Source organism: Sphingomonas sp. OK281 (assembly GCF_900115295.1).
Classification (GTDB): domain Bacteria; phylum Pseudomonadota; class Alphaproteobacteria; order Sphingomonadales; family Sphingomonadaceae; genus Sphingomonas.
In genome coordinates this window covers 279,313-305,463 of sequence record NZ_FOVZ01000003.1, presented here as the reverse complement: position 1 = coordinate 305,463, position 26,151 = coordinate 279,313, and the positions used below count along the sequence as shown (strand labels likewise).

The window sequence follows — 26,151 nt, the reverse complement described above, 5'->3', positions numbered from 1 at the left end:
CGCCTTCGCGGGAGAACAGGGCAGCGTTAGTGACGGTGTTCGGCCGTGCTTTCGCGGCCGGTTGGATAACTGGCGCTCTAAAGTCGCGTGCCTAGTCGCCCTTTGATTGTTCGGCGCGGTTTATCCAACGGGAAGGACCACCCCGGCGGAGGCCGGGGCCCAATTGGAAAACGCTGCTGGCGACCGCTGCGCTTCGTTACGACGACCTCTCCAATTGGGCCCCGGCCTCCGCCGGGGTGGGGTAGTGAGGGCCGTTGTCGGTCATCGGTCGATCGAGCCGCACACGACGTCATTGTGGCGGCAGGTTCGGCCAAGTGCCGAACGCATGGCCTCTCGCGACAGCCATGCTATGGCCCCCCTCATGGCGAACACGAAAAGCAATACCGGTACCGTCGAGGTCGACGGCACCCGATACGACTGGCACCTTCAGCGCGAACCGCAACACACGGATGCCGAAGGCTGGAAAGGCATGACGATCTCGCTGTTGCAGGACGACGCCAAGCGCGAAGCCCTGCTCGAGTTCCCCGCGCCGAAACGCCTGTTGAAGGGCTTGCCGCGCGGGCGGCTCCAGATCGACGACGCGACGATCACGCGCGGCGTGCGGGCGGCGTTGTCTGCGGGGTGGGAGCCGATGTCGCGCGGCAAGCCGATGGTCTTCACGGTGGATTCCGAAGGGAATTGAACCGTGGATCGGCGTGACACCCCGACCCCGACGGACGCGCGCACGCGAATCCAACCCCATACCGACGTGGAAACAGCGCTGCTGGGGCCGATCCTGCCCGATCGAGAGTGCGGCGATTGTACGGCGTGCTGCACCGAACTGACGGTGAACACGCCCGAGTTCGCCAAGCCCGCGGGCACGCCGTGCATCCACCTCTCCGACAAGGGGTGCGGCATCCACGCGGTCCGCCCCCGAATCTGCCGCACATGGTTCTGCGCCTGGCGACGGGTCGCGAGCCTGCCCGACGAAGCACGGCCCGACCGGTCCGGGCTTCTCGTGTCGCTCAATTTCGTCAAGGAACCGCAAAACTGCCTCGAAGGCGTCTCGATCAATGTCCGCGTCCTCGCCGGCAGCGACGCGATCGCGAATGGCATGGCCGCGACCGTGCTCGACAGCGTCTGCGACCAGCTGGTCCCGGTCTGGTTCAGCGACGGGTCGAAGAAAATGCTGATGCATCCCGACATCGACGTCGCCGGCTTCGTCCTCTCCGGGGAGGCTGCACCCGCGCGTTTACAGGACGAAGTCGCCGCGTGGCGCGAACGCTACGGTGTTTTCGGTTTGAACCGCTAGAACGCGTCGGTCGAGCCCGCACTAGCGGTTCGCGCCCCGCGTCCCTATTCCAGAGACCATGAACCTGACCGCCCTAGACATCGTCGTCCTGATCGCCGTCGCCGGGTCCGCCGTGCTGGGGCTCGTGCGCGGGTTCGTCACCGAAGTGCTGTCTATGTTCGCCTGGGTGGCGATGGTCGCGATGCTGAAGCTGTTCCACATCCCGCTCGCCGCCGCGCTGTCGCCGATGGTCGGCACCGTTGGCGGCGCCGCGGTGCTCGCGTTCGCGATCATCACCGGCGTCACGTATATCGGCGGTCGACTGGTTGCCAACGCGATCGGCGCGCGAACGCGAACGTCGATCCTCGGGCCGGTCGACCGCGCGCTCGGCTTCGGGTTCGGCGCGTTGAAGGGGCTTATCCTCGCCAGCCTCGTCTTCCTGCTCGCGACGCTCGTCATCGACACGATGAGTGGCGGACCGTCGCGCCGGCCCGGCTGGATGACCACGTCGCGGACCTATCCGCTGCTCAACGCGACCAGCGCGGGGATCGCCGATTTCGTCGACCGCCGCCGCCGCGGCAAACCCGTCTTCGGCGCGACCACGCCGTCTTCCAAATCCGACCCCTCCCGATCCGATAGTGCAAGCGAGCCGAAACCATGAGCGCGCCCCTCTACAATGCCGAGATCCTGCGCCTTGCCGCGACGATCCCGCACCATGAACGCCTGCCCGAGCCGATGGCGACCGCGGAGAAACGCTCGCCGATCTGCGGTAGCCGCGTGACGATCGACGTCGCGGTCGACGATGAGGGCAAGGTTAGCGAGGTCGGCCTGCTGGTCCGCGCCTGCGCGCTCGGCCAGGCGTCGTCGTCGTTGTTGGCAGCGAACATCCTCGGCCGAACTCCCGCCGAACTCGCCGTCGCGCGCGACGCGCTGACGGCATGGCTTGCGCGCGAGGGCGATGCGCCCGATTGGCCGGGCATGGATATCTTTACCCCTGCGCTCGACTACACGGCGCGGCACCCCTCGATCCGGCTCGCGTTCGAAGCGGCGTCGGAAGCGGCGGCCGAGGCTGCCGATACCGCTGCAAAGGCGAAGGTCTGATGGCGGAGGGTACGGCCCCGTCGCTGCTCCGCGACGGCGTCGTATTGCTCGGGTTCGGGCTGATGTTCGTGCTGCTGTTCCGCCGGCTCGGGCTCGGCGCGACGCTGGGGTATCTGGTCGCGGGTGCGGTCGTCGGGCCGCATGTGCTGGGCCTGGTCGGCGATGCGGAGTCGAAGCTCGGGTTCGCCGAACTCGGCATCACGCTGCTGCTGTTCATCGTTGGGCTCGAACTGAACCCGTCGCGGCTGTGGAAGATGAAGGAGGAGATCTTCGGATTGGGGCTCCTTCAGGTCGCGATCTGCGGCTTGGCGATCACCGCGATCGTCTGGGTCGGGGCGAAGTTCTCGCTGCCCGCCGCGCTCGCGCTCGGCCTGCCGCTCGCGCTGTCGTCGACCGCGCAGGTGCTGCCGATGCTGCGCTCGTCGGGGCGGATGAAGACTCCGTTCGGCGAACGCGCGTTCTCGATCCTGCTGTTCCAGGACCTCTCGATCGTGCCGCTGATCACGATCGTCGCGGCAATGAGCCGCAACCCCGCGGACGCGAATGCGCCTCCGGGGTGGCTGCTGGCAATCTACACGGTACTCGCGGTTGTCGGGCTCGTCGTCGCGGGACGCTTCCTGTTGCGCCCGTTCTTCCGCCTGATCGGCAATCTCGGCGAGCGCGAGATGTTCGTGTTCGCCGGCTTGTTCACGGTCATCGCGAGCGCCGCGATCATGGAATGGCTCGGGCTGTCGACTGCGCTCGGCGCGTTCATCGCCGGCGTGATGCTCGCAGATAGCCCGTATCGGCATGAACTCGAAGCCGATGTCGAGCCGTTCCGCTCGATCCTTCTCGGGTTGTTTTTTCTCGCGGTCGGCATGGTGCTCGATCTGGGCGCGATCGCCGAGCGACCAATCTTCGTGATGGCGATGGCCGCCGCCCTGATTGCCACGAAAACCGGCGTCATCATGCTCATCGGCATGGCGTTCAAGATGACGTGGCGGCAGGCGTTCGCGCTCGGGCTGCTGCTCAGCCAGGGCGGCGAGTTCGGCTTCGTGCTGTTCGCGCAGGCGCAGGCCGGGCTGCTGATCGAACCGCAGGCGGCGAGCCTGTTCGGCGCGATCATCACGCTGTCGATGGCGACCACGCCGTTCCTGATGGGGATCACGCGGCGTTTCCGGACCGAGCCGATCGCCGAGGGGCAGGAGCGCGATGGGCCCAAGGTCGACGGCGCGAATGCGATTATCGTCGGCTATGGGCGGTTCGGCCAGACGGTCGGCCAGATGCTGCTCGCGCAAGATATCCCAGTGACGCTGATCGACACCGATATCGAGATGATCGACATCGCCGGCGAGTTCGGCGCAAAGGTCTATTATGGCGATGGCACGCGGCTCGACCTGTTGCGGCAGGCGGGCGCGGCGGAGGCGGAGATCATCTGCTTCTGCATGGACGGCGACCAGCTCGATCCGGACACGATCGAGGGCGTGCACGAGGCCTTCCCGGATGCTGCCATCTATGTCCGCGCGTTCGATCGCCGTGCGTTGGTGAAGTTGAAGAATACCTCGGCGACGGCGGTGGTGCGCGAAGTGATGGAGTCGGCGGTGAAGATGGCGCGGCTTGCGCTGCGCGGGCTGGACGTGTCGCCGGCCGATATCGACCGTGCGGAGGAGCAATACCGGTCGCGCGACAAGGAGCGGTTGCAGTTGCAGATCGACTCCGGCGACATGCGCGCGGCACGTGCCGAGACGGCGAAACGCTTTCCCTGGGGGAATGATACGCAATGATTATCGCCATTCTAGCGGCCTTGTCGGGCGCGATCGCGGTCGCGGCTGGGGCGTTCGGCGCGCACGGTGCCAGTGGCTCGGCGGCGGAGTGGTTGAAGACCGGGGCGCAGTATCAACTCGTCCACGTTGTCGCGGCGCTGGTGGCGGTTCGGATGGAGGCGCGGGGGCCGGCTTGGTTGTTTGTGGTTGGCGCCGCGATCTTCGCGCTGACGTTGTATGCGATGGCGCTGGGGGCGCCGCGGTGGTTTGGTGCGATCACGCCGATCGGTGGCGCGTTGCTGATCGGAGGCTGGTTGTGGCTGGCATGGAGTGCGGCTCGCCCCTAGCAGAATTGTTCACCCGCGAAGGCGGGGACCCAGTCTGGGCACCCGCCTTCGCGGGTGAACAAGTTTCTTGCTGGTACTCTGGCTACCGCTTCTTCCGGCAGGCGTCCGAGCAGTAGATCACGCTGTCCCAGTCTCGCGCCCATTTCTTGCGCCACGTGAACGGCCGCTCGCACGCCGGACACATTTTGGTCGGCAGGTTCTGCTTGGCGATACCGTTGGGCATCAGCGGGGCTGCGCGTCGAGGAAGGTCTCGACATCGGCGAGGTCGACCGTCTTGTCGAGATACGTCTGCCCGATCCCCCGCGCGAGCAGGAAGGGCAGGGTGCCCGCCGCCATCTTCTTGTCATGCCGCATGTGATCGACCAGTTGCGCACCGCTCGCGCCGATCTTCGCAGCGGCCAGACCGTCCGGTAGCCCGACGTTCCGCCAATGCGCCGCAACGCGCTCGGCATCCTGTCCCGAGCAAATCCCTTGCGAGGCCGAGAACCCGAACGCCAGCGAACAGCCTGCCGCGACACCTTCGCCGTGGATCAGCGCCTGCGAGAACCCGGTCTCCGCCTCCAGCGCATGCCCGAATGTGTGGCCGAGATTGAGAAGAGCTCGCGTCCCATTCGTCTCATGTTCGTCCGCCGCGACGATCCGCGCCTTCGCCGACACGCTGTGCGCGATCGCGTATTCGCGCAGGCCGATGTCGCCCGCGAGCAACGCGGCGCCATTCGCCTCACACCATTCGAAGAACGCGAAGTCGTCGATCAGCCCGTATTTCACGACCTCGGCATAGCCTGCGCGCAGTTCCCGGATCGGCAGCGTGTCGAGCACTTGCGGGTCGATTAGCACCATCACCGGCTGATGGAACGCGCCGATCAAATTCTTGCCGGCCTTCGTGTTGATCGCGGTCTTGCCGCCGACCGAGCTGTCCACCTGCGCCAGCAGAGATGTCGGGATCTGCACGAAGTTGCACCCGCGCTTCAGGATCGAGCAGGCGAACCCGACCAGGTCCCCCATCACGCCGCCGCCCAGCGCGACGACGTGATCGCCGCGCTCGACACCGAGTTGGAGCAGCCGGTCGCACAGCATTTCCAGCGTCGTCCAGCTCTTGCTGCCCTCGCCCGGTGCCAGCAGGATCGCCTCGGATGCAATTCCCGCAGCGGTCAGCGACGTCTGCAGCGTCGCCAGATGCACCGACAAATTCTCGTCGGTGACGATCGCCACGCGCCGACCCTTCGCAAGTGGCGCCAGGAACTCGCCAGCCCGCGCGAGCAACCCCGCCTCGATATGGATCGGGTACGTCCGCGCACCCAGTTCAACAATAACGGTCTTCATCGGCCAAGCGCCCTCAGGATAGCGGCGACGGTCGCTTCGTGCGGCGTCTTGTTGCTGACAATATGGATGTGCGCCTGCGCGTAGATCGGGTTGCGGACGCGCGCCAGTTCGGCGAGCACTTTGCCCGGATCGCGGTTGCGCAACAGCGGGCGACTGTCGCGGCGCCCGACGCGCTCGACCAGGATGTCGGGATGCGCGCTGAGCCACACCGACACCGCATCGCGCAGGATCAGCGCCCGCGTATCGTCGTTGATGAACGCGCCGCCGCCGGTCGCGATGACCTTCGGCGTGCCGTCGATCAGCCGTGCGATCACGCGACGCTCGCCATCGCGGAAATAGTCCTCACCGTATTTGGCGAAGATCTCGGCGACGGTCATGCCCGATGCGGCCTCGATCTCGTGGTCGGCATCGACGAACGGCAGGTTCATGCGCAGCGCGAGGCGGCGGCCGACGGTGGTCTTGCCGACGCCCATCAGCCCGACGAGCACGATCGGGCGATCGATCGGGGCAGGGCGGCGACCACCCGAAGGTCCGCCTGAAGGGTTGTGGCTTTGCAACATCGTAGCCCGCGCTATACAGCGGCTCCGCGCGAGGGCAAAAGCTCTTGGCGCGCGATATTTCGCCGATCGTCCACTACACCCGTCCACTACAAGGTTACGTCGCATGTCCCGTTTCATCGTCTCGGTCGTCGTCGTTCTTGTGGTCGTGGTCGGCGGCCTGTTCCTGTTGGCAGGCCGCGCGACCGAGCGTCCGCAGAGCCACGTCGAAAAGGCCGTGACGCTTGCGAACCTCTCTTAAGGCATCCCTCGCGGCGGCGGTCGCCGTCGGGGCCTTGGTCGCGCTGGCACCGGCGATCGGGCAGGATCGTCCCGAATCGATCCTGCCGCCGGGGTTCGGCGAGCCGACCCCCGCGTCCGCACCACGACCGACGCCGCCCGCCGGTACGCAGCCGACCCGTCCGACCGATCCCACGCAACCGACCGCTCCGGCAGGCGCACCCGCGCAACCGGGTGCGATGATCCAACCGCTGCCGCCGACGACGCCGGGCGATGCGCCGCTGGTGCCCCCTGTCGCGACGCCGGCACCGGTCGATCCGGCCGTGCTTGCGCAGTACGAGATGCCGGCATCCGCGCGACGCTCGCTCGCGACGGTCGGTCCGGTTACGGCTAGCGAAGGCGGTCTCGATACCGATGCGTTCGGTGAAGCGGACGGCCAATACGTCGAGACGCTGATGCGCCGCCTCAGTGCGCCGCTGCCGTCGCGCTGGATGTCGATCCTGTTGCGCCGCGCGCTGGTGTCGCATGTCGATACGCCCAGCCGCACGAACGGCGCCGATTTCGCCGCCGAGCGCGCGTGGCTGCTGCTGCGGATGGGCGAATCGGTTGCCGCGCGTGCGGTCGCGCAGACCGTCGACACCGATAATTACACGCCGAAACTCTATCAGGTGGCGATGAACACCGCGCTGGCGACCGGCGATCCGGCCGGATTGTGCCCGCTGGTGACGGGTGCGATGCGCTACGCTCCGGCGCGCGGCTGGACGATGGCGCAGGCGATGTGCGCGGGGCTTTCCGGCAATCCCGCGCAGGCGAGCCCGCTGATCGCGACCGCCAAGCGTCGCAACGTCGCCAGCGGCGTCGACCTGCTGCTCGCACAGAAAGTCGTCGGCGCCGGGGCGCAAGGGCGTCAGGCCGTGACGATCGAGTGGGACGGCGTCGACCGGCTGACCGCGTGGCGGTTCGGGCTCGCCATGGCGACCGGCGTCACCGTGCCCGACGAACTGTACGGTACCGCGGGTCCGCAGGTGAAATACTGGCAGGCCTTGTCGCCTTCGGTCGCGCTCGGCGATCGGCTGGCCCCGGCCGAGGCTGCGGCGGGGCAGGGGGTGCTCTCCAGCGCGGCGCTCGTCGACCTCTACGCTGCGGCTGCGACCGACGACGATACGCAGAGTGGCGCGACCGCGACCGCCAACGATCTCCAGACCGCCTATGCCGATCGCAACCCGGATTCGCGGCTCACCGCGCTCCGTCAGTTGTGGGGCGGTGCGAACGTGCGTCCGAGTTATGCGCGGCTCGTGCTGACGGCGCGCGCGGCCGCCCGGCTGAACCCCAATCTCGCAAAGGCCGACGCCGATCATCTGGTCGCATCGATGCTGTCCGCGGGGCTCGATCGCACGGCAGCGCGCTGGCTGGGCTCGGTACCCGCCGGCAGCGACGCCTGGGCGATGATCGTGCTCAGCGATCCAGACGCGTATCGCCGTCTCAGCTATTCCGACCTTGCGTCCTATACTGGCGGCGAAGGCGATTCGGCGTTGAAGCAGCGGATGCTGTTCGCAGGGTTGGCAGGCCTCGGCCGCCTCAACCAGGGCGATATCGAGCGCGCGGCGCAGTCGCTCGGCGTCCGGATCGGCGCGGACAATGCCTGGACCCGTGCGCTCGATCGCGCTGCCCGCGACGGCCAGGCCGGGACGGTCGTCCTGCTCGCAGCGGTCGGCATGCAGGCGGGGAGCTGGAAGGATATCCCCCCGGAAGCGCTGTACCGCATCGTCGGCGCGCTGCGCGGCGTCGGTCTCGACGGCGAGGCGCGGATGATCGCGGCCGAGGCGATCGCGCGCGCGTGAGCCACGGTAGCGATCGCGCGTTGATCGATCGGTTCCTGGAAATGATGACTGCGGAGGTTGGTGCCGCGGCCAACACGGTGGCGGCGTATCGCAGCGACCTGACGCTTGCTTCGCAGGCGCTGGAAGGCGGATTGGCCGACGCGGATGCCGACGCGCTAGCCAAGCTGGCGAGCGGGTGGTCGGCCTTGTCCCGCTCGACCGTGCGCCGAAAGTCCGCCTCGCTCCGCCGCTTCTTCTCGTTCCTCGCCGATGAAGGCCACCGCGCCGACGATCCCGGCAAAGCGCTGCCCCGACCCGGCACAGCACGCACCTTGCCGAAGATCCTCAGCCACGCCGATGTCGACCGGCTCTTCGCCGCGATCGCCGAACGCGCGGCCCGCGATCCGCTCGACCCCAACGACCTGCGACTTTCCGCACTGTTCGAGCTTCTGTACGGCTCCGGCCTGCGCGCGACCGAACTCGTCAGCCTGCCGCGCAACGCGGTCCACCCCGACCGCCCGTTCCTGATCCTGCGCGGCAAGGGCGGACGCGAGCGGCTCGTCCCCATCTCCGATCGGGCGCGCGCCGCTGTCGCCGTCTGGCGCACCCACGTCGCGACCGACCGGCTCTGGCTGTTCCCCTCGGGCAAGGGCCATCTCTCGCGCATCCGCCTGTATCAACTGGTGAAGGCGATAGCCGCCGAGGCAGGCATCCCCCCCGACCGCGTCAGCCCGCACGTCCTTCGCCACGCCTTCGCCACGCATCTGCTCGCCGGCGGTGCGGATCTGCGCGCGCTGCAATCGATGCTCGGCCACGCCGATATCGCCACCACCGAAATCTATACGCACGTCGATTCGAGCCGCCTCGTCGAGCTCGTCAACACCCGTCACCCTTTGGCAGACTTGCCGCCGCGTTGACGCGGGCGGCGGCGCGCCGTAACCGCCGCTGATGCCAAGCTTCCTCGACTTCGAGAAACCGATCGCCGAACTCCAGGGCCGGATCGACGAACTCCGCGACACCGCCGCCGAAGGCAGCGTCGACCTCGCCGCCGACATTGCCCGCTTGCAGGCGAAGTCCGACAAGCTGTTGAAGGACACGTTCGCGCGCCTGACCCCGTGGCAGAAGACGCAAGTCGCCCGTCATCCCGAGCGTCCGCACTTCAAGGATTACGTCGCCGCACTGTTCGACGAATTCGTGCCGCTCGCCGGCGATCGTGCATTCGGCGATGACCAGGCGATCATCGGCGGCTTCGCGACGTTCCGCGGGCGTAAGATCATGGTGCTCGGCCACGAGAAGGGCGACGACACCGCGAGCCGCCTCCGGCACAATTTCGGCATGGGCAAGCCCGAGGGGTATCGCAAGGCGATCCGCCTGATCGAACTCGCCAACCGATTCGGCCTGCCGATCGTCACGTTGGTCGATACCTCCGGCGCGTTCCCCGGCATCCAGGCCGAGGAGCGCGGCCAGGCCGAGGCGATCGCCCGCTCGACCGAAGCCTGTCTCAACGCCGGCGTGCCGATCGTTGCGGCGATCGTCGGCGAAGGCGGCTCGGGTGGCGCGGTCGCGCTGGCTGCGGGCAACCGCGTGCTGATGTTCGAACACGCAATCTATTCGGTGATCAGCCCGGAAGGCTGCGCATCGATCCTGTGGCGCACTGCCGACAAGGCCCCCGAGGCCGCCGAAGCCATGCGCATCACCGCGCAGGACCTGAAATCGTTTGGCGTGATCGACGACATCGTCACCGAACCGCTCGGCGGCGCGCACCGCGACCGTGCGACCGCGATCGAGTCGCTCGGCGACGCGCTGGCGTCCGCGTTGGCGGATCTCGCGTCGCTTGCTCCTGCCGACCTGCGCAAGGATCGACAAGCCAAGTTCCTGAAAATGGGTCGGCTTTAAGCGCTCCTGTACGGCGAAACGACAAGGGCGGCGGAACCGAAGTTCCGCCGCCCTTGCGTAACCGAAAAGTGAGCCGGGATACGTCGTTTCCGACGTGTCCCGGCTTCAACCTCAGGTTGCTGCCGAACCAAGCTTGGTCGAGACGTTGTTGAACGTCTTGTTCAGGCTGGTGCCCAAGCTGCCCATTGCGGCGATTGCGGCAACTGCGATCAGCGCGGCGATCAGGCCGTACTCGATTGCCGTTGCACCCTTGGAATTCTTGAAAAACTGGCGGATCGTCTTCATTCCGGTCTCCATCGTTGATTGCGTCAGTGTCACCCGGCTGGACCGGGCGGGCCGGGTCAGCGATTGAAGAGATACAGGCGGTGAGTTGAGAAAGGTTTAAGGCGCCTGTAAAATATTCCGACGGTCAGCGGGCCGTTGCGACTTTCGTGCTGACGTTGCCCCACATGTCGGTCGTCGTATTGGCGAGCGCGGTGAGGCCGATGATCATCGCGATGAACACGAAGGCGAGGATCAGCCCATATTCGATCACGGTTGCCCCGCGCTTGTCCCGCATGGCACGAGCGATCGTTCGGATGACCAGGGTCGTCGCGGAATCTTGAGGCCTCATAAGGGCATACCTATTCGCAGGGGGCTTAACGAATGACCAACGATCGATCCGAATCGGCCACGCCGTTCCTGTTGCCCGTGGTCGCCGCGGCGCTGGTCGATCTCGAAGGCCGGGTCCTGTTGCAGCGGCGTCCCGAGGGGAAATCGCTTGCTGGCCTGTGGGAATTCCCCGGCGGCAAGGTCGAGCCGGGCGAGACGCCGGAGGCGGCCTTGATCCGCGAACTCGAGGAGGAACTGGCGATCGCGGTGCCGCATGCGTGTCTAGCACCCGCCGCGTTCGCCAGCGCGCCGCTGGGCGACCGGCACCTGATGCTGCTGCTGTATATCACGCGCAAGTGGAGCGGCGTGCCGCGCGCGCTCGAGGCGGCCGAACTGCGCTGGGTCCGGCCGGCCGACATGCACGCATTGCCGATGCCGCCAGCCGACAAGCCGCTGATCGGCTTGCTCGATGTCCTGATCTGATCTTCGGACGAACCCGCGCACCGTCGATGAACGTGTTGTATCGGTTGCGGAATGTTCGTCGACTTGCGTCCGATCGGAGATGTCGTTGGTTGGTCAGGCGGTATGCCGGCCCGCCAATCAACCTTTGGCTCGTCACCAAGGCAGGTCGGCATACTTCGTGTTCAAATTTTACTTGATCCTGCTCATGCGCAGGCGCATTGAAACCGAACTGGTGTACGTCCCCAAGACCGTATCCAGTCGTCTGGACTGCGGCTCGCACGCGTTATTCCCTTTTCACGAGCGAGCCGTTTCCGGCCTCGGCATAGCCAGCGTCGTGATCAAACCACTTGTGTTTCAGTACCTTGGCTTCGATCACCGCGGCGGCCGAACGGCACCGCGGTCGCTGAACGGCAGGGCGATGCCCGTACCCACCGTCTCGTCGCGGCGCGCATGGACGCGCGGCCCGCACAAGAAAAAGGGGGCTATCGAACCGATAGCCCCCTCTACGTGGTCCGCGATGGCCGGGCGAGCCATCATGACCCACCCGGTTACGCGCCCGGCTCAGTTCAACTCAGCTCAGTTCAGGCGACGACGTGCCGCGGTGGTCGCACCGAAGGCTGCCGCTGCGGCACCGATCAGCAGTGCGATGACGACCATGAACGACGTGCCGGCGGCGGCGCCGGCGGCGGCATCGGCGGTCGACTTCGCGGTCTCGACGGTCTTGTTCTTGGTCTGGACGAACTGCGCCTTGGCACGCGTCACCTGCGCTTGAGCCTCGGGGCGGCTGATCTTGCGCTGGGCGGCGACGATGTCGACGATCCGGCTCTCGGCCTGCGCACCGTCCTGGCCACCGCGGGCGAGCGCCGGCAACTGCTTGGCGATTTCCTTCTGTGCCTGCTCAGGCGTCATCTGCGCGGGATCCGACGGCGCGTCCGACAGATACTCGGCAGCTTCCTGGCGAACATCGGTCACGTCGACATTGGCAACGTCCGCGACCTTGGGCGCAGCGGCGCCGATCCCCGTACCGGCAGCCGAGGCGACCGACCCGACGGTCCGGAATGCGCCGCCGATGATGCCGCCGACAGCCGAGGTCAGAAGGTACAGCGTCAGGATCAGCGTGACGCCCCACACGACCAGGCCGTGGACGAGACCGTCGAAACGATCCTGCACACCCGCGACGCGGGCGGCGGCATAGCCACCTGCGCCAAGCGCGATGATCGTCGTGATCACCCAGTAGATGCCCGCACCGATGCCGAACCCGGCAGCACCGGGCGTCGTGCCCTCGACCGGATCGACGAGGCTCAGGCCGATGCCGGTGCCGAGGATGCCGAGCACGAGCTGGACGGCGATCGCGATGACGACGCCAGCGAAGATAGCGCCCCATGAAATGCGCGTCGGGGCCTTCGCGTAGCGATAGTCGTCAGCCGGCACGGTGCCGGTGGTAGGATGAATGGCCATGGTAACTCCTGTTGGGTCATACTCGCGAGCGACGGCGTCAGTGTTTGCCGGTCTCGGGAATGGGGGAATGCTTCACGTCGCGCGTGCCTCGATCGTGGTCGCCGGAACCGGGATCGCCCGAGCCGTCAGCCTCCGTCGGCGGCGCGGCGACCGGCTCGCCCGTCAGCTTGGCGATCGCGTCCTGGACCGACTCCTTGGTCTGGCGAACGCGGACCTTTTCCTGCTCGGGCGACAGATTCTCGTCGTTCCCGGCGTCTCGGTCGTGATCGGTATCGGTTTTGCGGATCATGCCGTCGTCTCCAGGGATTGCGCCCCGCTGCGGGGCGGCAGGACCGGCATGGAATCGCCATCGAAACCCCGCGCGCGCGCCCAGGCGGCGGCGGCGTTGCGACGGTTCACGCCGATCTTCGAATAGATGCGTGCGACGTGGTTGCGCACGGTGTTGCCCGACACGTTCAGCGATCGCGCGATCGACTTGTCGTCGAGGCCGCGACAGATCAGCGCCAGCACCTCGCGCTCGCGCTGCGTCAGTTCGTCGAGGCCGACACCCTGCGGGGTGGCCTGCGGCGTCCTGATCCGTGCGAGCTTTTCCATGATCGAGCGGCTGAGCCAGCTGGTATCTTTCATGACCGCCTCGATCGCGCTGACCAGTTCGCGCTCGGACGCCTTGCGCGTGCTGATGTCGCGCATCGCCCACAGCACGCAGGTTTCGTCGCCGAGCGTGATCGGTTCGGTCGACACGATGCAGTCGAGGATCTCGTCGGTATTCAGGCGGATGCGGACCTCGCGGTCGCGGATCGCGACACCGGCCTCGAGTTCGGCCTCCAGCGCAGCGCCAAGCGCCGGCGTCTCCCACAGACCGATATCCTCCAGCGGGCGGCCGACGATCTCGGTCGCCGCATATCCGGTCAGCTCCAGGAACGCCTCGTTCACGTCGCACAGCCGGTGGCCGTCGAGCGTACCGATGGCGAGCGCCACCGGTGCCAGCGAGAAGGTGCGCGTGAAGCGTTCCTCGCTCTGGCGCAACGACGCCTCGGCCTTACGGCGGGGTTCGAGATCGGCGAAGGTGAACAACATGCAGGGTTGGCCGCTCATGTCGATCGGCTGCCCTGCGACGATGACCAGCTTGGTCACGCCGCCGGGCAGATCGAGCTCGGCCTCCATCTGCGGAATCGTGCGGCCTTCGCACAGGCGTTCCTTCGCCAAGTCCCGCTTGTCGGCGCGCGCGAGCACGTCGATGTCGTAGACCGTGCGCGACAGCACCGCATCCCGGTCATGCCCGGTCATGTCGATGAAGCCCTGGTTGACCTTCACGAACCGGAGGTCGCACAGCCGGCAGATCACCGCCGGCGCCGGATTGGCGTTGAACGACTGTTCGAAGCGGTCCTCCGCCTCGAACCGGGCGGATACGTCCTGGATGATCAGCACGAGGCACTCGGGCTCGTCCGCCTCGTTGGTCAGCACCAGGCTGCGGACCTGGTGGACCCAGCGAGGTTCGGCTTCGCCGGCCACCGCTACTTCCACGACGACCTGCGAAAACGCCTCGCCCGATACGACCCGCTCGATCGGATAGTCCGCGTGGTTCAGCTTGTGGTTGTTCCGATACCGCAGCTGGAACCGCTGCCGATAGTCGTCGACCGTGACGCCCAGATCCTCGACCGATTCGACACCGTGCATCCCGAGGGCCGCGTGATTGGCCCACAGGATAGCCTGATCCGGATCGACGAGGATCACCCCCTCGTTCAGCCCCGCGATGATCTGGCGCAAATGGCGCAGATCAGCGGAGTCGCGAAGCGACTTGAGGGCAGGGGCGGCGGACTCGACGGTCATCGGATCAGTCGCGCCGACCGTGAACGAACCAGGCTATGCCGTAGCCGATCGCCGCTGCGCCGAGCGCCCAGAGCATCGGAGCGTCCTGCGCGGAGGTCTGCGCCGATGCGGCACCGCGGCGTGCGGCCGCGGCTTCACGATCGGTGGCCTCGCGTGCTTCGCTGCCGAGCTTGTCGGCGAGTTCCGGTGCGCCGTCGATGGCATCGTCGATCGCCGACTTCGCACGGCCGTACAGGTTCTGCGCACCACCGGCGACCTGGTCGACCACGCCGTCGACCTGCCAGTCGCGGCTGTTCACGGTATCGCCCACGGCCTTCTCGACCTTGCCACCGATATAGCGCGCGCCGCCCTGAAATTCGTCCTTGTTCATCGTGATATCCTTCAAGACTTCTATTCGGCCGGATGTCGGCCGCCCGCCGCCACGGGGAAGACCGCCGTGACCCGGGTCGTTGGTTGAAAAGAGGGCCACCGGCGACCGCGCGAACGCCGATTGGAAACGCCCGCCGACAAATCGGTGAAGCGGTAGTGCAATCGGACTGGACGCATAAACCTGCGCGCAACTGCTTGGTTCCTGGTACTTTTGTGCAAACGGATAGTCGGTATGTACCATGTCGGGACACGCGATCGCGGGCGCCGATCGCCGTTCAGCCACCCTTTGTGTTCGGCTCAAGCATCGCGAACGTCAGGAAACTGCAGGGATAGCCGATCACGGGATGACCGCGCCGGCCGGCGTGACCAGCGAGCGTGGTCGACAAAGGCCGCATCGAGACACTCGGACTCGCCACCGCGCCTTGGTCGACATCGAAGCGTCCGGTTCCCCGATGCGTTCGCCGATCACGATCACGATCACGATCACGATCACGATCACGATCCGGAACGGCGCGCACGATGTTCGCGCCGACGCTGGCGAGCCGCTGCGCGCCACTCGCCAAGGATCTTTCGAAACGGTGTCCATCGCGCTGCGGACCCCGAGGATATATGCGGCGACATACCGGCCAGTCCGCCGCGCCCGTCGGCGAGAAAGAAGTCCAGTGGATCGAGTATTTTGGTTGATGTCCTGCTGCCATGGCCCAGCCGGTGCCCCTGGGCGAGGCGGTATTCGTCGTGGCTTTCGGCGTGAGTAGCCACGATATGCTCGCGACCTATGCGATCTGGACGATCTGCCTAGCCGCCACGATCGGCGTGATCACCCGCCCGTTAAAACTGCCCGAAGCGGTCTGGGCGGCGGCGGGCGCCGCGGTGTTGGTGGTGTTCGGCCTGATGTCGGTCGACGAGGCGTGGCGCGCGGTGTCGAAGGGGAACGACGTCTACCTGTTCCTGATCGGCATGATGCTGTTGTCGGAGATCGCCCGCGCGGAAGGGCTGTTCGACTGGGTCGCGGAACACGCCGTCCGGTTGGCGAAGGGATCGACTAGCCGGTTGTTCGCGATGGTTTTCGGCGTCGGCATCGTCGTCACGACCTTCCTGTCGAACGACGCTACCGCAGTCGTGCTGACGCCGGCGGTCTATGCCGCGGCGAAGAAGGCGAAGGCGGACCCGCTGCCGATGTTGTTCGCGTGCGCGCTGATCGCCAACGCCGCGAGCTTCGTCCTGCCGATCTCGAACCCGGCAAATCTCGTGCTGTACGGCGGCAGGATGCCGTCGCTCGGCGCGTGGCTGGCATCGTTCGCGTTGCCGTCGCTGCTGTCGATCGGCGTGACGTTCCTCGTCCTGCGTTGGGTCGAGCGCGAGCGCCTCACGGGGCATTGCGAGACCCTTGTCGAAACCGGCACGCTGTCACGCGGCGGAAAGATCGCGCTCGCGGGGATCGTCGCGACCGCCGTGCTGTTGATCGCCGCCTCGGCGCGCGGACATGAGCTGGGCCTGCCGACCTGCCTCGCGGGCGTCGCGACGATGGTCGCGATCTGCATCGGCGGGCGCAAGTCGCCGGTCTCGACGCTGCGCTCGGTATCATGGGCGGTCCTGCCGCTGGTCGCTGGGCTGTTCGTGCTGGTCGAGGCGCTCGCGAGCACGGGTGTGATCGCGATGCTGGCGCGCTGGCTCGCGGTGGGGGCGGCACAGTCGCCGTCCACCACCGCCGGAGTCGCGGGAACGATCCTCGCGTTCGGATCGAACCTGATGAACAACCTGCCCGCCGGGCTCATCGCCAGCACGACGGTGCAGCAGGCGCACGTCCCGCAGATCGTCACCGACGGACTGCTGATCGGCGTCGATCTGGGACCGAACCTGTCGATCACGGGGTCGCTCGCCACGATCCTGTGGCTGACTGCGATCCGCCGCGAAGGCGAGGACGTCGGTTTCTGGCGTTTTCTGAAGGTCGGCGCGGTGACGATGCCGCCTGCGCTGTTCGCGGCGCTGGGCGCGCGGCTGGTGCTGGGATGACGTTTCCGCCGTGGTGGGTGCAGCGCCGGCGGCGCGCGCAAAAAAAGGGCCGGACAAACTGCCCGACCCCGATTTCAACCGTCATGCGAAGCCGTCACATGGAGGACAGCATCTCGATATGATGCTGCACCGTCGGCGCGATCGTCGCTGCGACCTGCTTCAGCGCCGGTGCCGTACCCGATGCGGCGTAGGTCTGATGCAGCGTCAGCGCATTCTGATGCGCGACCTTCTGCTGCTCGACGTACAGCGTATCGCGTGCCGTACCCTTCGAGGCCTTCAGGGCCGCGATGTTCTTGCGGCCCATCGCGTCGAGCATCGGTGGCTTGGGCATGAGCTTGGACTGCTTGGCCGCCGCCTTGACGTCCGCGGTGCTCTTGGTGTGGTCCGAGACCATCATCGTCGCGAACTGCTTCAGTCCTGGGTTCTGGGTGGTGGCCAGCACGAGTTTGCTCGACTGGATCTCATACTGATCGCCTGCGCCGGCCTTCATGACATAGGTCGCCGGCGTCGGTGCGGTCTGCGCGATCGCGTAGGTCGGCACGGCGATCAACGCTGCTGCAAATAGGATACGCTTCATGGTGTCTCTCCCGCGCTCCTGATGGGCGCTGCCCCCTCAATTGCTGCGAAGACAAAGAGTTCCAGCCGTGATTTGCATCGTATTGATCGGGATCAACTGTCGAGTTCGTGAGATCGAAATTCGGTATCTGGCATTTGGCCGGCCACAAAATGTTGGTCGAGAACCATTGCAGCCTTAGAAAGCGATATTGCGTCTTGGAAACGCAATAGCCCGAGGGTTCGAGTAGAGAATCGGACGTTCGATCTGGCACAGGGCCATGGTCGAAGCATGTTCGCCGCGAATAAGCTGCGGTTGCGTGCGACCTCGTCTTGTACGTGTACGAGATCGGGCTTTTCCCGGTGAACTCTTGGGGTGGAGGTCATCCGCACTGAAAGAGAAGCTCCTCCGGCGGGGCATCATGTTGGTAATGCGTTTCGGTACGGCTTTGCCAGCGGTGAGCGATGGTAGCGTGGTTGCCGGGCAATTGTGTCTGTTTGCGAGCGTGCTCGCCGAGGTTTGCCGGTATAAGCTGATGCTCGCAAGCACGGCGTATACGCCCTGCGCTCGACAATCACTGGAGGCCCGACCGGGCCTCAAACAATCTAGCTAAATCAGAGGGCTAGCCCGTCTAACCCACAGCCTTCCGACCACGGCGTTCTGTGGCGGCCCACGCGCGATGGCTAACTTCCAGAAGCCGTATTGTCAGTCCTGTAGCCTGACTGGATCCCCCAGGGTCCGGTCACGATGTGGACCGCCCGCCTCTGTAATTGGAATAAGGAATCGTTGCTGTCGCGGATTTCCTCGCAAATCATTGTACTGGACGAGAATGTTCGCTGGCTCGACTTCCGCCGGGCTGAGGTACTCCACTTGGGTTTCCAGGCGGCCGCCTTCGACAAGCACTTGCGTTCTTGCCACATCGGCGGCGTTCAAAAGCATCCTTGCGTCCGTGCACGTTGGGCCGCCTGACGTCACGCTTATGGTGAGCACCCGCCGACCATCGCCAAAGTAGCTTCCCCCAGCCGGCCCAACCGTAAGCCGGGGTTGCGCCGCAGACTCGGCAGCCTGCTCGGTCCGCACTCGCTCGGCAGCCTCGCATGCCAGCTGTTCTCGCGAAACCTCAACCAGTTGCCTTTGCTGTTCGACAGAGTTGCGAAGCTCTTCGCCCTGAAGCCATAGTGCTCGTGCGCTGTTCTGCAGTTCGTCTCCTTGCTGGCGAAAACCGAGAACCAACCAAAGAAAAGCTAGGGGCGCGAAGACACCAGACAAAAACGTCGCGAATTCGTCAGGCTTCATTATCAGCATATTCGGCCATTCCGAGACCGAATAAATGCCAAGCCCAACGACATAGATGACACTTACCATAATGCCGCCGAGAAAGAGGCGGCGTGCATGGTTCGCCGGCACGGCTGCCACGGGCGGTATGTAGAGATCGGTCGTCATTCCCAATCATGCAATGCGGATCATCTTTCCGACAAGGCATCATTGTAAGGTGCGCGATTTAGCAGGCAGTAGGCTCCCGTTACCCCTGACCTGTGCAGTGCGATTGTTCCTGATGCTGCACCTCTAGCTACCACAGGAGCAGAAGGTGCACTAAAGTTGGCAGGCGAGCGGATCGTTATTGTTGGTTTGCGATACCAGCGCGATACCGGAACGCTGCGTGCCCATCGGACTTGTCACGGTACAAAGATCCGGATGGGACTTCCTAAAAAAACAAATCCCTCTGCCCCAACTTTTGCGCCTCCTCCAGATGGCCGCCACGGAGGAGACGCGCCTGCGCACCAAAGAATCGAGCCCCGCTGTCGGCCCAATGAAGTGAGCGAAGGTCAGACTCGGCTTTGATGCCGAGACTGGTCAGCGCGCCGACGGCAGCGCCCACATCGCCTCCTATACGTGCCCGCAATTTTCGCAGGAACAATTCCTCAGCGATTTTCTGATCTTCTCGGAGACGGCCAATGTTTGGATCGTCATAGTTTATGGCTCGTCTATGCAAGGTGCCAATTTCCTCTGCTCGTGACTCTACAAAATCGTAGAAGCCCCGTTCGGCACGTTCGCATAGCGCGGCGGCGTCTGTTAACGAGAGGCGCTTCACTCCAACTACGGCACGAGCGCGTGCGAACGCGACATACAGTTGGAGTAAAGAACCGACCGCAAAAATTGCTGTTGGAACGATCACATACCAAGGTACGTATTGCCAGATCATGGCTCCGACCAAAATCGCGGCTGGCCATACGGCATTAACGATTCTCGCGGGGGTGACTTCCCATCCGAAGTCGTTAGCTAATTTACCCCCGCGCTCAATGAGCGACGTGACGAGATTAACTCTACTTGCTGTTCGTTCGATATCGCTCATGCGACCCTTATAGATCCTAAAATTATCTTCGGAAGTACCGAACCCCGCGAAATATACGATTCGAGGTCCGTCCTCATAGTGCTCGCCGTTGCCCGCCTTTAGCCGTGAAGCCGTAAAACCGTTCGTTATCAAGGCCAGTTGCCCGATCGCGGTTCTATCTCGGCGCAAGGGATATCAATGACTTGTACCGCCAGGGGCATCGTGGACGGCACAGGGACGTGGCGGCTTAGCTATGTGCTCGGGGTCAGTATCGATGGCCGGGTGTTTTTCGGCGAAAGGCGGCAGTATGGTCTCGTATGAGCGATGCCCAACAAACCGACACCAGTTTTATGACACTGGTTCCAGAAGCGTGGCTTATGGAACCCGACATAAAAGGTGCCGTGATACGCGGTTATACTAGCGGGATCGCAGAGTTTGCAGAGAACCATCAAAAATCTCTTGCAGCCGTCAGGTCGTTTTTACCGCTTTCCGACGGTCGGTTTGTCATTGGCTTCGGCGAAATTCCCCGCAGCGAACCACAGCAGATCTTTCAAGAGATCGTAACGTTTCACGGCGACGAAATCAGAATGAATATCGATGTTAGGCAAGGGACAATACCTCCTGGATACTACGTTTTCCTTGCCTTGCCCACGTATGACAACAGCGAAGCGTACGTTACACGACGTACCGAGTCCATCAGAGGTCTTTTGACCTTGGTGGCAGGTCATACCGCTATGCTGGATCTAGCTTTCGAACAGCGGTTTGACTTTTCTCAGCCAGATAAAATTTCGAGAGTCTCAAGGGTGGTTGAGTCCCACATACATCCACGTATGTGGGAGGTGTTTGCAGAGGACACTCTGCAAAAGGCCGAAGTAGCATTGATTTCGTCCACCGGAGACATCAAGGCACGTGCCGAATTAGCGTTTAGCTTTATTTCTCGCTCGACAAACAATTTAGATCAAGTCGCGCGCTACGCTAATACATGGATCGCCCTTGAGATAGCCGCAGGAGGTCATAAGGCCGTCAAGACCTTCTTAAATGGCCTTGATCCGGCATTCGGATCGGAAGCAAAACGCTTCTTTGATTTGCGAAACGCTCTTTTCCACCATGGTAAGCGGCCTGAATTTGATCAAGCTGACGAACGCTTTTTGTGCGCCTGCGTGCTTGCCATTCTTCTCGGCGAACTGGGCATTACTGATCCAGCGTTCGAGGACCTAGTTCAGGCGCACCTCTGTGAACGGGCCAAGGTGACGTGAGCCGAGTGCTCGCGGATCAATAGGGTAAGGTCGGACACGATCTCGAAGCGCGCCGCATCCACCCTCAACGTCTGCAGTGCGATTGCTCCCAGTGCTGCATATTTGACGTCATTACGAGGAGACGCTTCGACGAACTCCCAAAATATTTCGTTGGAAGAGGGATTTGCGATACCAGCGCGATACCAAACCGTTGGCCGGACCTTATCGCGCCTTTGCCTCGACAGGGGATACCAGACTAAGCTGCTCGTCGAGCTTACGCTCTAAAAATGCCTCGTGCGCCCGTTCTTCAGCCCACGAGGGAGGGTCGGCTTTGCTCGGATGGTAGGAAGGGTCGCGGGGTTCACCGTCGGTCGGCTGACATCCCAGTGCCTGAAACAGTTCGGGGAGGTCTGTCCGGCCTCCGCTGACCGGTCTCAGCATCGCCGTTTGAATTTTGTGGCAGCGGCGATCGTTCCAATCGCTTCGACCTGCGGCGAGAACCGCGCCGAAAAATATAAATGCTCCGGCCATTAGGATCATTATGATTTGGAGAAACGCAGAACGGCGACTTCGGGAATACACGCTGAGAAAAGCGCCTGCTGTCAGCGCAAAAACAAGAACTTCGCCAGCTACTAGAAGGCCCATAGGCCGAGTAAAACGCATCACAGGCTGAATTACGAACACACTTACGGCCGCAGCGGGTGCTAACCCGATGATCAAACGTTCGTACTGTTTACTGGATGTCGCAATTAGCCGACGTCCGAACGTTTTGAATGGCGCTAAATGTGCCGATGGCTCGCGCGGTGGAGCGCTACTTGCCGATACTGGCTGCGGTTCCGTTTCGGGCATGCTACTAACTCGCTAACGGACTAAAGTACCGGGGCCGCCATATTATCAGGTTATGGGCGAGCGGAGCTATTTCACGCGCATCATCCGCTCGGACTATTGATCGCTACCCAGTTGCGGCACCGGCAGATTGGTCGTCTCAAACACATTCGAAAACCCTTCCGTCAAATTGCTGGTTTCAATGGTAGCGTCGTCCGAGAGATGGACGGTCTTACCCTGCCACGGGCCGGGCAATTCAGAATTGACGCAGTCGACGCCAATGCGTTCAAACGGGTGATTCGAGTCTCCCTCGTCAACCTTGCACATGTGCGGTTCAACGTCGGAGAAGCCTTCCGCCAAGGCTATGCCTGCTGCTGTACGGCGGTTGGCAAACCTGTTCTTTGGTACATCTTTGTCAATAAAGAGGGCGACATCCACGTGCGCGTCCTCACCATGTTCTGGCTGGTTCGTGAGAATGATTTTGTAGTCGCTTGATGAAAGGCGGAGTGTATCTACTCGGGCCTCTTTAAATCCGCAGTAGTATCGCTTCTTCTCGGCTGGAGGGTTTTCCAAGCCAAGTCGCTCGGATAAGGCCAAGTTTTGCTGAAGAGCGAGGTTGCAGCCAAACTGATGAATATCATCATTTGCAGGTGCGAGGCGTTTCAGGACCGCTGAAAGGTGAGATGCTCCATCCTGTGCCCGCTGACCAAACTCCCACAGCTTGCCGCTTGCTTGAATATTACCGGCAAACAGTTGGGGATAAATCAAGCATCTTGCTATCACATCATCCGCCTGGATCGCGACTACCATTTATCGAGTGTATCCCAAGGCGAAGCGCTCAACCTTCAGCGAGTCGTCCTCGCGGATTTGCTTGCCTGCTCGACGAGCCACGTAACCCCATTCCCCATCGGTTACGGTAATCGCGAAGGTCATATCCTTTGCTGTCCAGAGCATGACAACGGCATCGCCGCCATGCCAGCTTACCTCAGGTGGAGTGTAGTTTGCCCGCTTTAGATTACTCAATATAGCTTCCGCGGTATCTATCGCAGCCTCTTCCATAAGCTGATCGCCGAAGTCATCCGTCGCTCCGCGAAGCTGGGATATTTGGCTTGCAGCGCGTGCGTAATAGTTGTCCGCCAAGGATGATAGCGACGTCGCGCTATTCGACGATGGGATCACATGTGCGGAACTAAAACGAACGTAACATGAAAGGCTAAGGTTTTCGACTGCGGCAGCGCTGCTTGTCAGGAGCGATTTATGAAGCCTGTAATCTGAAGTAACTATACTTACATCTTGCGCATAATGCTGTCCTCGAACTGATAGGCCCGGCTCAGCAGCCAGGTTCGATCCCTCGACGACAGCTTTCCAGATTGCAGAAGATGGATCAACGATTGCGCGTGCGTCGGCGGTCACAGGAAGTGGCGCATTTGGTTTTCGGCGATACTGAGAGCTTCTGATCGAAGGCAATCAAACGCATCGGTTAGGTTAACACCGAAAAGGTTTTGGCTTGGGGACGTGTTGACGTCGACATTGAACCCAATAAAGCTGCTCATCGCCATTGGTCCGTTAGCTGGTACGCCCGGCATGTTCCCGCCAAAGAAACCTACTTGACCAGAACTCCAAATACAGATGCGATTTAAAGTTATATGGGGAGCGGAGGGTAGTGGTGCGAGAGAGTTAAACTGAAAAGATGGTTCAATTGATCCCGGCGGAAACGGAACATTAGGAAGTTCCTCGGACATCATGTCCGCGGTAACAACACCAACCGCAGTTTTCGCCAACTCCAATATCAACGCTATCCGTGCGGCTTGAAAACTAGGCGCAAGGCGCTTCATCGCTTCCACGGCGATGTATGTAGCGTCGGTAACTTCAGCTATTCGCGGCGGGGTAAGTCCAGGCATCACCAGCCCTGGCACCTGGCGGAAGACAGGTGTCGCGACGACCGATATCTGACCAACCTGGGCGGTAACGTTTATTACGAAGCCGTAGCGCTCACCTGAGGCGGAAGATTGCAGATTTGGGGCGCTTGGATTACGTTGATACCCGTCCGGAGTGTCGCCGGGGAAGGCCTCCGCCCAGAGCTCAGACGCGTCACGATGAGATCCAAACGGAGCTGTGAACAGCACCGCCTTAATGCTATCCGCTTGCCAGTGCATATCTAAACCCTTCGCCGTACGCGTCTTGCTATTCGGTACGGGTTAATAGGGTATGTCGTAGGGCATCTTCAAGTCTGGCATTGGGCCACATCGCGGTCGAGGATCGAAGCTGGGTTGCTGCTGACGTCGATCAAATCACGGCCGCATTGGCACGCGGCGCGAATTGAGAACAAACGCAGAACTCGATACAGCGTCGCTCTGACGAGTCGGAGCGATGATGCCGTGCCCAAGCCCAACCGAACCACGTTCATTGCGCTAGTAGTGCTGGACGATGCGATCAGGAAGCTACAGACCGGCGGTCCGCTGAAGCCGCCCGAGCACGGCGTACGGCTGGCGCTGGCATACCTGTACTCAGCTTGCCTATCGAAGAACCGCGACCCGTTCGACACGCTCTGGCTGACCTTGCTTGGGCGCGATCGTCAGCCACCAGACCTCCGGGTGACGTGGGCAGGCACGCAGTTCTCGCGCATCTGCCAAGACGTAGGCGTGCCGCACGACATCAAGCTGATCGACGCACTGGCGAAAGGGAGAGCGGACCCTACGCCCAACCACCCGCGACCAGCGCAGCCTGAAACGACATAGCGTAGCCGGCGACGAGTTCGTCTCGATCCGTGGAGTTGATGATCGGCCGGGCCGCCACGAACTGTGCTCTCGTGCCTAATTCCACCGGCAAATAGGTGCCGAGCTTCCGGCCGGAGAACAGGCCTTCGGCCATGCCATAGACCATCGTAAGGGCCGCGATCCGGTGTTCGAGCATCCGATCCGGGTTTGCGATCAGCGTACCATTCAGGCCGAGACGCTTGTCCATCTTCCGGTAGTTCGTCTCCCAAGTCGTCTGCGGATAACCGCGGCCGTACCAAGGCCAGTACCGCAGGTTCTTCTTCCGCCATGCCTCCGAAACGCGCGGCGACTCGCGAACCGGCTGCATGGCGGCACCGGTTTCGTGGAACGCGGTGGCGAGCCCGTAGGCTACCCAGGCGATCGACCACCTCTCTTTCCCCATCTCGATGAGCAGTGCATGAAGCCCTTCGAGCCGAAGGTGGTCAATCAGCTGTTCTGCAAGCCGGCCCATACCGTCGACTGGAACAATCGCGCCACGACGCGAGGTCGCGTGCTGACGCCGCTTGGGATGGTCGCACGGATCACGCGCAACGGCACCCGAGGCACACCAGAGGCGAGAGAAGCCGGCAAAACCGCCTCGTCGTATTACGCCACGCTGGTCCAACGCTACCGCGACGAGGATCGCGCAGCCAACGACGGCCGCGGCCGGATGGAATGGCCTGCATTTATGATCCTGCGCATCCTTACTGGGTTCGATCCGCTATGATGAGTGAACGTCCTCGCTTCCTCTACGCCGATGCCGAGATGGCGATCGTCGCCGAGGACGTCCGCAAGAACCGGGCGGAAGGTGACCCCGCGCTGGTCGCGGCCGGCAAGCTGTCCGCTAAGGACGCCGCCACCCGCCTGCGGATCTCAACCGCCATCGCCGACGACTGGGCGCATTACGCGCGCATCGAGCTTCCGCCGATCAAGGGCGCGACCGACGAGGAGAAGGTCGCGGACCTGAAGGCAGTTCTTTCCGGAGCGACGAAGCGGCGCGACAACGCGCGCCAGGCGGTCGTCAGCGAATACGGCGAGCGGTTCTTCGTTCGGTCGCTGGCGGAGCTATGGGCGCTCGTCGACATGCACGACACCACGACCGCGCGCGTCCTGCCCTATCTCCACTGGGAGAGCTACGCAGCCGCGCTGGAAGCGATGCTCTGGTGGCAGCAGCGCGCGCCTTACTGCAACCGCCGCGCGATCACCTTCGCCAATATCGAGCTTCGAAAGATGGGCTATTTCCCACATGAAAGGGCAGCAGCATGAGCGCCGCGGCACGTTTCAAGGAGGCTGACGTGACACGCGCAGTGCGTGGCGCGACGAAAGCCGGCATGATGGTCGGACGCATAGAGATTGATCCGAACGGGAAGATCGTCATCCTTAGCGAATCGGTCGCGCCTCCCGTTGATCCGAACCCGTGGGATAGCGTGCTACATGGCAAAGCGTAGGTTC

34 protein-coding genes are annotated in these 26,151 nt (G+C 63.4%); 17 read left to right on the top strand and 17 right to left on the bottom strand.

Annotation, left to right across the window (positions count from 1 at the left end; all coding sequences use genetic code 11):
• The first annotated feature begins 361 nt into the window (after positions 1-361).
• Genes BM244_RS12965 through BM244_RS12940 form a run of 6 tightly spaced genes read left to right on the top strand, consistent with a single transcriptional unit; the run spans position 362 to position 4,460 of the window.
• Positions 362-682, top strand: a complete 321-nt coding sequence (locus BM244_RS12965) for a hypothetical protein (protein WP_175518197.1) — start codon at positions 362-364, stop codon at positions 680-682.
• A 48-nt stretch (positions 683-730) separates the two neighbouring features.
• Positions 731-1,291 carry a YkgJ family cysteine cluster protein gene (locus BM244_RS12960; protein ID WP_093399573.1) on the top strand — a complete coding sequence of 187 codons (561 nt, stop codon included), beginning with the start codon at positions 731-733 and terminating at the stop codon, positions 1,289-1,291.
• Positions 1,292-1,349: 58 nt separating this feature from the next.
• The gene (locus BM244_RS12955) at positions 1,350-1,931 is read left to right on the top strand and encodes a CvpA family protein (protein ID WP_093399338.1); all 582 of its coding nucleotides are present in this window, start codon (positions 1,350-1,352) and stop codon (positions 1,929-1,931) included.
• Positions 1,928-2,371: an iron-sulfur cluster assembly scaffold protein gene (locus tag BM244_RS12950; RefSeq protein ID WP_093399337.1), complete on the top strand. Its 444-nt coding sequence runs from the start codon at positions 1,928-1,930 to the stop codon at positions 2,369-2,371. The genes BM244_RS12955 and BM244_RS12950 overlap by 4 nt, the downstream gene beginning before the upstream one ends.
• Positions 2,371-4,134 (top strand): cation:proton antiporter domain-containing protein, encoded by a 1,764-nt coding sequence (locus tag BM244_RS12945; RefSeq protein WP_093399336.1) that lies wholly within the window; start codon positions 2,371-2,373, stop codon positions 4,132-4,134. The genes BM244_RS12950 and BM244_RS12945 overlap by 1 nt, the downstream gene beginning before the upstream one ends.
• Complete coding sequence (locus tag BM244_RS12940; RefSeq protein ID WP_093399335.1) at positions 4,131-4,460, top strand: DUF423 domain-containing protein; 330 nt, start codon at positions 4,131-4,133, stop codon at positions 4,458-4,460. The genes BM244_RS12945 and BM244_RS12940 overlap by 4 nt, the downstream gene beginning before the upstream one ends.
• Before the next feature lie 82 nt (positions 4,461-4,542).
• Here the strand turns inward: BM244_RS12940 and BM244_RS12935 are convergent, their stop codons facing one another.
• From BM244_RS12935 to BM244_RS12925, 3 genes are read right to left on the bottom strand one after another with little or no spacing between them, the layout of a single operon-like run.
• On the bottom strand, positions 4,543-4,683 hold the full coding sequence (locus tag BM244_RS12935; protein ID WP_093399334.1) for a DUF2256 domain-containing protein: 141 nt from the start codon (positions 4,681-4,683) through the stop codon (positions 4,543-4,545).
• Positions 4,683-5,783, bottom strand: a complete 1,101-nt coding sequence (gene aroB, locus BM244_RS12930) for a 3-dehydroquinate synthase (RefSeq protein ID WP_093399333.1) — start codon at positions 5,781-5,783, stop codon at positions 4,683-4,685. Before aroB ends, BM244_RS12935 begins: the two co-directional genes overlap by 1 nt.
• Positions 5,780-6,343, bottom strand: coding sequence for a shikimate kinase (locus BM244_RS12925; RefSeq protein WP_093399332.1), 564 nt, complete (start codon positions 6,341-6,343; stop codon positions 5,780-5,782). The genes aroB and BM244_RS12925 overlap by 4 nt, the downstream gene beginning before the upstream one ends.
• 103 nt (positions 6,344-6,446) lie before the next feature.
• On the opposite strand from BM244_RS12925, the gene BM244_RS23790 reads away from it, so the two are divergent.
• From BM244_RS23790 to BM244_RS12910, 4 genes are read left to right on the top strand one after another with little or no spacing between them, the layout of a single operon-like run.
• Complete coding sequence (locus BM244_RS23790) at positions 6,447-6,581, top strand: hypothetical protein (protein WP_258191373.1); 135 nt, start codon at positions 6,447-6,449, stop codon at positions 6,579-6,581.
• Complete coding sequence (locus BM244_RS12920; protein WP_093399331.1) at positions 6,565-8,400, top strand: proline-rich domain-containing protein; 1,836 nt, start codon at positions 6,565-6,567, stop codon at positions 8,398-8,400. Before BM244_RS23790 ends, BM244_RS12920 begins: the two co-directional genes overlap by 17 nt.
• Complete coding sequence (locus BM244_RS12915; protein WP_302847274.1) at positions 8,397-9,296, top strand: tyrosine-type recombinase/integrase; 900 nt, start codon at positions 8,397-8,399, stop codon at positions 9,294-9,296. The genes BM244_RS12920 and BM244_RS12915 overlap by 4 nt, the downstream gene beginning before the upstream one ends.
• 31 nt (positions 9,297-9,327) lie before the next feature.
• Entirely contained in the window at positions 9,328-10,275 is a 948-nt protein-coding gene (locus BM244_RS12910) for an acetyl-CoA carboxylase carboxyltransferase subunit alpha (RefSeq protein WP_093399330.1), read from the top strand.
• Between the two features lie 111 nt (positions 10,276-10,386).
• Here the strand turns inward: BM244_RS12910 and BM244_RS12905 are convergent, their stop codons facing one another.
• Positions 10,387-10,560: a Flp family type IVb pilin gene (locus tag BM244_RS12905; protein WP_093399329.1), complete on the bottom strand. Its 174-nt coding sequence runs from the start codon at positions 10,558-10,560 to the stop codon at positions 10,387-10,389.
• A gap of 124 nt (positions 10,561-10,684) precedes the next feature.
• Positions 10,685-10,834 (bottom strand): Flp family type IVb pilin, encoded by a 150-nt coding sequence (locus BM244_RS12900; protein ID WP_254784432.1) that lies wholly within the window; start codon positions 10,832-10,834, stop codon positions 10,685-10,687.
• Between the two features lie 86 nt (positions 10,835-10,920).
• On the opposite strand from BM244_RS12900, the gene BM244_RS12895 reads away from it, so the two are divergent.
• Positions 10,921-11,349: a (deoxy)nucleoside triphosphate pyrophosphohydrolase gene (locus BM244_RS12895; protein WP_093399327.1), complete on the top strand. Its 429-nt coding sequence runs from the start codon at positions 10,921-10,923 to the stop codon at positions 11,347-11,349.
• 555 nt (positions 11,350-11,904) lie between these two features.
• On the opposite strand, the gene BM244_RS12890 is transcribed toward BM244_RS12895, so the two are convergent.
• The 5 genes from BM244_RS12890 to BM244_RS12870 form a co-directional block, all read right to left on the bottom strand.
• Positions 11,905-12,786 carry a hypothetical protein gene (locus BM244_RS12890; protein WP_093399326.1) on the bottom strand — a complete coding sequence of 294 codons (882 nt, stop codon included), beginning with the start codon at positions 12,784-12,786 and terminating at the stop codon, positions 11,905-11,907.
• A 37-nt stretch (positions 12,787-12,823) separates the two neighbouring features.
• On the bottom strand, positions 12,824-13,075 hold the full coding sequence (locus BM244_RS12885; RefSeq protein WP_093399325.1) for a hypothetical protein: 252 nt from the start codon (positions 13,073-13,075) through the stop codon (positions 12,824-12,826).
• Entirely contained in the window at positions 13,072-14,616 is a 1,545-nt protein-coding gene (locus tag BM244_RS12880; RefSeq protein WP_093399324.1) for a PAS domain S-box protein, read from the bottom strand. Before BM244_RS12880 ends, BM244_RS12885 begins: the two co-directional genes overlap by 4 nt.
• A 4-nt stretch (positions 14,617-14,620) precedes the next feature.
• Positions 14,621-14,986, bottom strand: a complete 366-nt coding sequence (locus BM244_RS12875; RefSeq protein WP_093399571.1) for a CsbD family protein — start codon at positions 14,984-14,986, stop codon at positions 14,621-14,623.
• A gap of 336 nt (positions 14,987-15,322) precedes the next feature.
• Positions 15,323-15,484 (bottom strand): hypothetical protein, encoded by a 162-nt coding sequence (locus BM244_RS12870; protein ID WP_175518196.1) that lies wholly within the window; start codon positions 15,482-15,484, stop codon positions 15,323-15,325.
• A 263-nt stretch (positions 15,485-15,747) separates the two neighbouring features.
• Here BM244_RS12870 and BM244_RS12865 point away from each other — a divergent pair, with 263 nt between their 5' ends.
• Positions 15,748-16,998: an arsenic transporter gene (locus BM244_RS12865; protein ID WP_093399570.1), complete on the top strand. Its 1,251-nt coding sequence runs from the start codon at positions 15,748-15,750 to the stop codon at positions 16,996-16,998.
• Positions 16,999-17,092: 94 nt separating this feature from the next.
• On the opposite strand, the gene BM244_RS12860 is transcribed toward BM244_RS12865, so the two are convergent.
• The 3 genes from BM244_RS12860 to BM244_RS22710 form a co-directional block, all read right to left on the bottom strand.
• Positions 17,093-17,575, bottom strand: a complete 483-nt coding sequence (locus BM244_RS12860; protein WP_175518195.1) for a DUF4142 domain-containing protein — start codon at positions 17,573-17,575, stop codon at positions 17,093-17,095.
• Between the two features lie 681 nt (positions 17,576-18,256).
• A complete protein-coding gene (locus BM244_RS12855) occupies positions 18,257-18,994 on the bottom strand; it encodes a hypothetical protein (protein WP_093399322.1) in 738 nt (245 codons plus the stop codon).
• A 262-nt stretch (positions 18,995-19,256) separates the two neighbouring features.
• Positions 19,257-19,904 (bottom strand): hypothetical protein, encoded by a 648-nt coding sequence (locus tag BM244_RS22710; RefSeq protein ID WP_139226933.1) that lies wholly within the window; start codon positions 19,902-19,904, stop codon positions 19,257-19,259.
• Positions 19,905-20,200: 296 nt separating this feature from the next.
• Here BM244_RS22710 and BM244_RS12845 point away from each other — a divergent pair, with 296 nt between their 5' ends.
• Entirely contained in the window at positions 20,201-21,139 is a 939-nt protein-coding gene (locus BM244_RS12845) for a hypothetical protein (protein ID WP_093399320.1), read from the top strand.
• A gap of 921 nt (positions 21,140-22,060) precedes the next feature.
• Here the strand turns inward: BM244_RS12845 and BM244_RS12840 are convergent.
• Genes BM244_RS12840 through BM244_RS22700 form a run of 3 tightly spaced genes read right to left on the bottom strand, consistent with a single transcriptional unit; the run spans position 22,061 to position 24,099 of the window.
• Positions 22,061-22,753 carry a hypothetical protein gene (locus BM244_RS12840; protein WP_093399319.1) on the bottom strand — a complete coding sequence of 231 codons (693 nt, stop codon included), beginning with the start codon at positions 22,751-22,753 and terminating at the stop codon, positions 22,061-22,063.
• Positions 22,754-23,356 (bottom strand): hypothetical protein, encoded by a 603-nt coding sequence (locus tag BM244_RS22705; protein WP_139226932.1) that lies wholly within the window; start codon positions 23,354-23,356, stop codon positions 22,754-22,756.
• Positions 23,353-24,099: a hypothetical protein gene (locus BM244_RS22700; RefSeq protein ID WP_139226931.1), complete on the bottom strand. Its 747-nt coding sequence runs from the start codon at positions 24,097-24,099 to the stop codon at positions 23,353-23,355. The genes BM244_RS22705 and BM244_RS22700 overlap by 4 nt, the downstream gene beginning before the upstream one ends.
• A gap of 222 nt (positions 24,100-24,321) precedes the next feature.
• Between BM244_RS22700 and BM244_RS22695 the strand changes: the two genes are divergently transcribed.
• Complete coding sequence (locus BM244_RS22695; RefSeq protein WP_139226930.1) at positions 24,322-24,681, top strand: hypothetical protein; 360 nt, start codon at positions 24,322-24,324, stop codon at positions 24,679-24,681.
• Here the strand turns inward: BM244_RS22695 and BM244_RS12830 are convergent.
• On the bottom strand, positions 24,638-25,102 hold the full coding sequence (locus BM244_RS12830) for a hypothetical protein (protein ID WP_093399317.1): 465 nt from the start codon (positions 25,100-25,102) through the stop codon (positions 24,638-24,640). The genes BM244_RS22695 and BM244_RS12830 overlap by 44 nt on opposite strands.
• 15 nt (positions 25,103-25,117) lie before the next feature.
• On the opposite strand from BM244_RS12830, the gene BM244_RS12825 reads away from it, so the two are divergent.
• Genes BM244_RS12825 through BM244_RS12815 form a run of 3 tightly spaced genes read left to right on the top strand, consistent with a single transcriptional unit; the run spans position 25,118 to position 26,147 of the window.
• On the top strand, positions 25,118-25,426 hold the full coding sequence (locus BM244_RS12825; RefSeq protein ID WP_093399316.1) for a hypothetical protein: 309 nt from the start codon (positions 25,118-25,120) through the stop codon (positions 25,424-25,426).
• Positions 25,426-25,965 carry a hypothetical protein gene (locus tag BM244_RS12820; protein ID WP_139226929.1) on the top strand — a complete coding sequence of 180 codons (540 nt, stop codon included), beginning with the start codon at positions 25,426-25,428 and terminating at the stop codon, positions 25,963-25,965. The genes BM244_RS12825 and BM244_RS12820 overlap by 1 nt, the downstream gene beginning before the upstream one ends.
• Positions 25,962-26,147, top strand: coding sequence for a hypothetical protein (locus BM244_RS12815; RefSeq protein WP_093399314.1), 186 nt, complete (start codon positions 25,962-25,964; stop codon positions 26,145-26,147). The genes BM244_RS12820 and BM244_RS12815 overlap by 4 nt, the downstream gene beginning before the upstream one ends.
• The last annotated feature ends 4 nt before the right edge of the window (positions 26,148-26,151 follow it).

What these genes read in the sequence shown, in the direction of transcription:
- BM244_RS22710 (WP_139226933.1), bottom strand. Translation starts at nt 19,904, where the DNA reads ATGAGCGATATCGAACGAACAGCAAGTAGAGTTAATCTCGTCACGTCG.
- BM244_RS12950 (WP_093399337.1), top strand. Translation starts at nt 1,928, where the DNA reads ATGAGCGCGCCCCTCTACAATGCCGAGATCCTGCGCCTTGCCGCGACG.
- BM244_RS12935 (WP_093399334.1), bottom strand. Translation starts at nt 4,683, where the DNA reads ATGCCCAACGGTATCGCCAAGCAGAACCTGCCGACCAAAATGTGTCCG.
- BM244_RS12945 (WP_093399336.1), top strand. Translation starts at nt 2,371, where the DNA reads ATGGCGGAGGGTACGGCCCCGTCGCTGCTCCGCGACGGCGTCGTATTG.
- BM244_RS12855 (WP_093399322.1), bottom strand. Translation starts at nt 18,994, where the DNA reads ATGACGACCGATCTCTACATACCGCCCGTGGCAGCCGTGCCGGCGAAC.
- BM244_RS12900 (WP_254784432.1), bottom strand. Translation starts at nt 10,834, where the DNA reads ATGCGGGACAAGCGCGGGGCAACCGTGATCGAATATGGGCTGATCCTC.
- BM244_RS12955 (WP_093399338.1), top strand. Translation starts at nt 1,350, where the DNA reads ATGAACCTGACCGCCCTAGACATCGTCGTCCTGATCGCCGTCGCCGGG.
- BM244_RS12840 (WP_093399319.1), bottom strand. Translation starts at nt 22,753, where the DNA reads ATGGTAGTCGCGATCCAGGCGGATGATGTGATAGCAAGATGCTTGATT.
- BM244_RS12815 (WP_093399314.1), top strand. Translation starts at nt 25,962, where the DNA reads ATGAGCGCCGCGGCACGTTTCAAGGAGGCTGACGTGACACGCGCAGTG.
- BM244_RS12965 (WP_175518197.1), top strand. Translation starts at nt 362, where the DNA reads ATGGCGAACACGAAAAGCAATACCGGTACCGTCGAGGTCGACGGCACC.
- BM244_RS12825 (WP_093399316.1), top strand. Translation starts at nt 25,118, where the DNA reads ATGAAGCCCTTCGAGCCGAAGGTGGTCAATCAGCTGTTCTGCAAGCCG.
- BM244_RS12885 (WP_093399325.1), bottom strand. Translation starts at nt 13,075, where the DNA reads ATGATCCGCAAAACCGATACCGATCACGACCGAGACGCCGGGAACGAC.
- BM244_RS12820 (WP_139226929.1), top strand. Translation starts at nt 25,426, where the DNA reads ATGAGTGAACGTCCTCGCTTCCTCTACGCCGATGCCGAGATGGCGATC.
- BM244_RS12905 (WP_093399329.1), bottom strand. Translation starts at nt 10,560, where the DNA reads ATGAAGACGATCCGCCAGTTTTTCAAGAATTCCAAGGGTGCAACGGCA.
- BM244_RS12830 (WP_093399317.1), bottom strand. Translation starts at nt 25,102, where the DNA reads ATGGGGAAAGAGAGGTGGTCGATCGCCTGGGTAGCCTACGGGCTCGCC.
- BM244_RS12860 (WP_175518195.1), bottom strand. Translation starts at nt 17,575, where the DNA reads ATGAAGCGTATCCTATTTGCAGCAGCGTTGATCGCCGTGCCGACCTAC.
- BM244_RS12880 (WP_093399324.1), bottom strand. Translation starts at nt 14,616, where the DNA reads ATGACCGTCGAGTCCGCCGCCCCTGCCCTCAAGTCGCTTCGCGACTCC.
- BM244_RS23790 (WP_258191373.1), top strand. Translation starts at nt 6,447, where the DNA reads ATGTCCCGTTTCATCGTCTCGGTCGTCGTCGTTCTTGTGGTCGTGGTC.
- BM244_RS12890 (WP_093399326.1), bottom strand. Translation starts at nt 12,786, where the DNA reads ATGGCCATTCATCCTACCACCGGCACCGTGCCGGCTGACGACTATCGC.
- BM244_RS12875 (WP_093399571.1), bottom strand. Translation starts at nt 14,986, where the DNA reads ATGAACAAGGACGAATTTCAGGGCGGCGCGCGCTATATCGGTGGCAAG.
- aroB (WP_093399333.1), bottom strand. Translation starts at nt 5,783, where the DNA reads ATGAAGACCGTTATTGTTGAACTGGGTGCGCGGACGTACCCGATCCAT.
- BM244_RS12910 (WP_093399330.1), top strand. Translation starts at nt 9,328, where the DNA reads ATGCCAAGCTTCCTCGACTTCGAGAAACCGATCGCCGAACTCCAGGGC.
- BM244_RS12895 (WP_093399327.1), top strand. Translation starts at nt 10,921, where the DNA reads ATGACCAACGATCGATCCGAATCGGCCACGCCGTTCCTGTTGCCCGTG.
- BM244_RS12865 (WP_093399570.1), top strand. Translation starts at nt 15,748, where the DNA reads ATGCTCGCGACCTATGCGATCTGGACGATCTGCCTAGCCGCCACGATC.
- BM244_RS12940 (WP_093399335.1), top strand. Translation starts at nt 4,131, where the DNA reads ATGATTATCGCCATTCTAGCGGCCTTGTCGGGCGCGATCGCGGTCGCG.
- BM244_RS12845 (WP_093399320.1), top strand. Translation starts at nt 20,201, where the DNA reads ATGAGCGATGCCCAACAAACCGACACCAGTTTTATGACACTGGTTCCA.
- BM244_RS22700 (WP_139226931.1), bottom strand. Translation starts at nt 24,099, where the DNA reads ATGCACTGGCAAGCGGATAGCATTAAGGCGGTGCTGTTCACAGCTCCG.
- BM244_RS12925 (WP_093399332.1), bottom strand. Translation starts at nt 6,343, where the DNA reads ATGTTGCAAAGCCACAACCCTTCAGGCGGACCTTCGGGTGGTCGCCGC.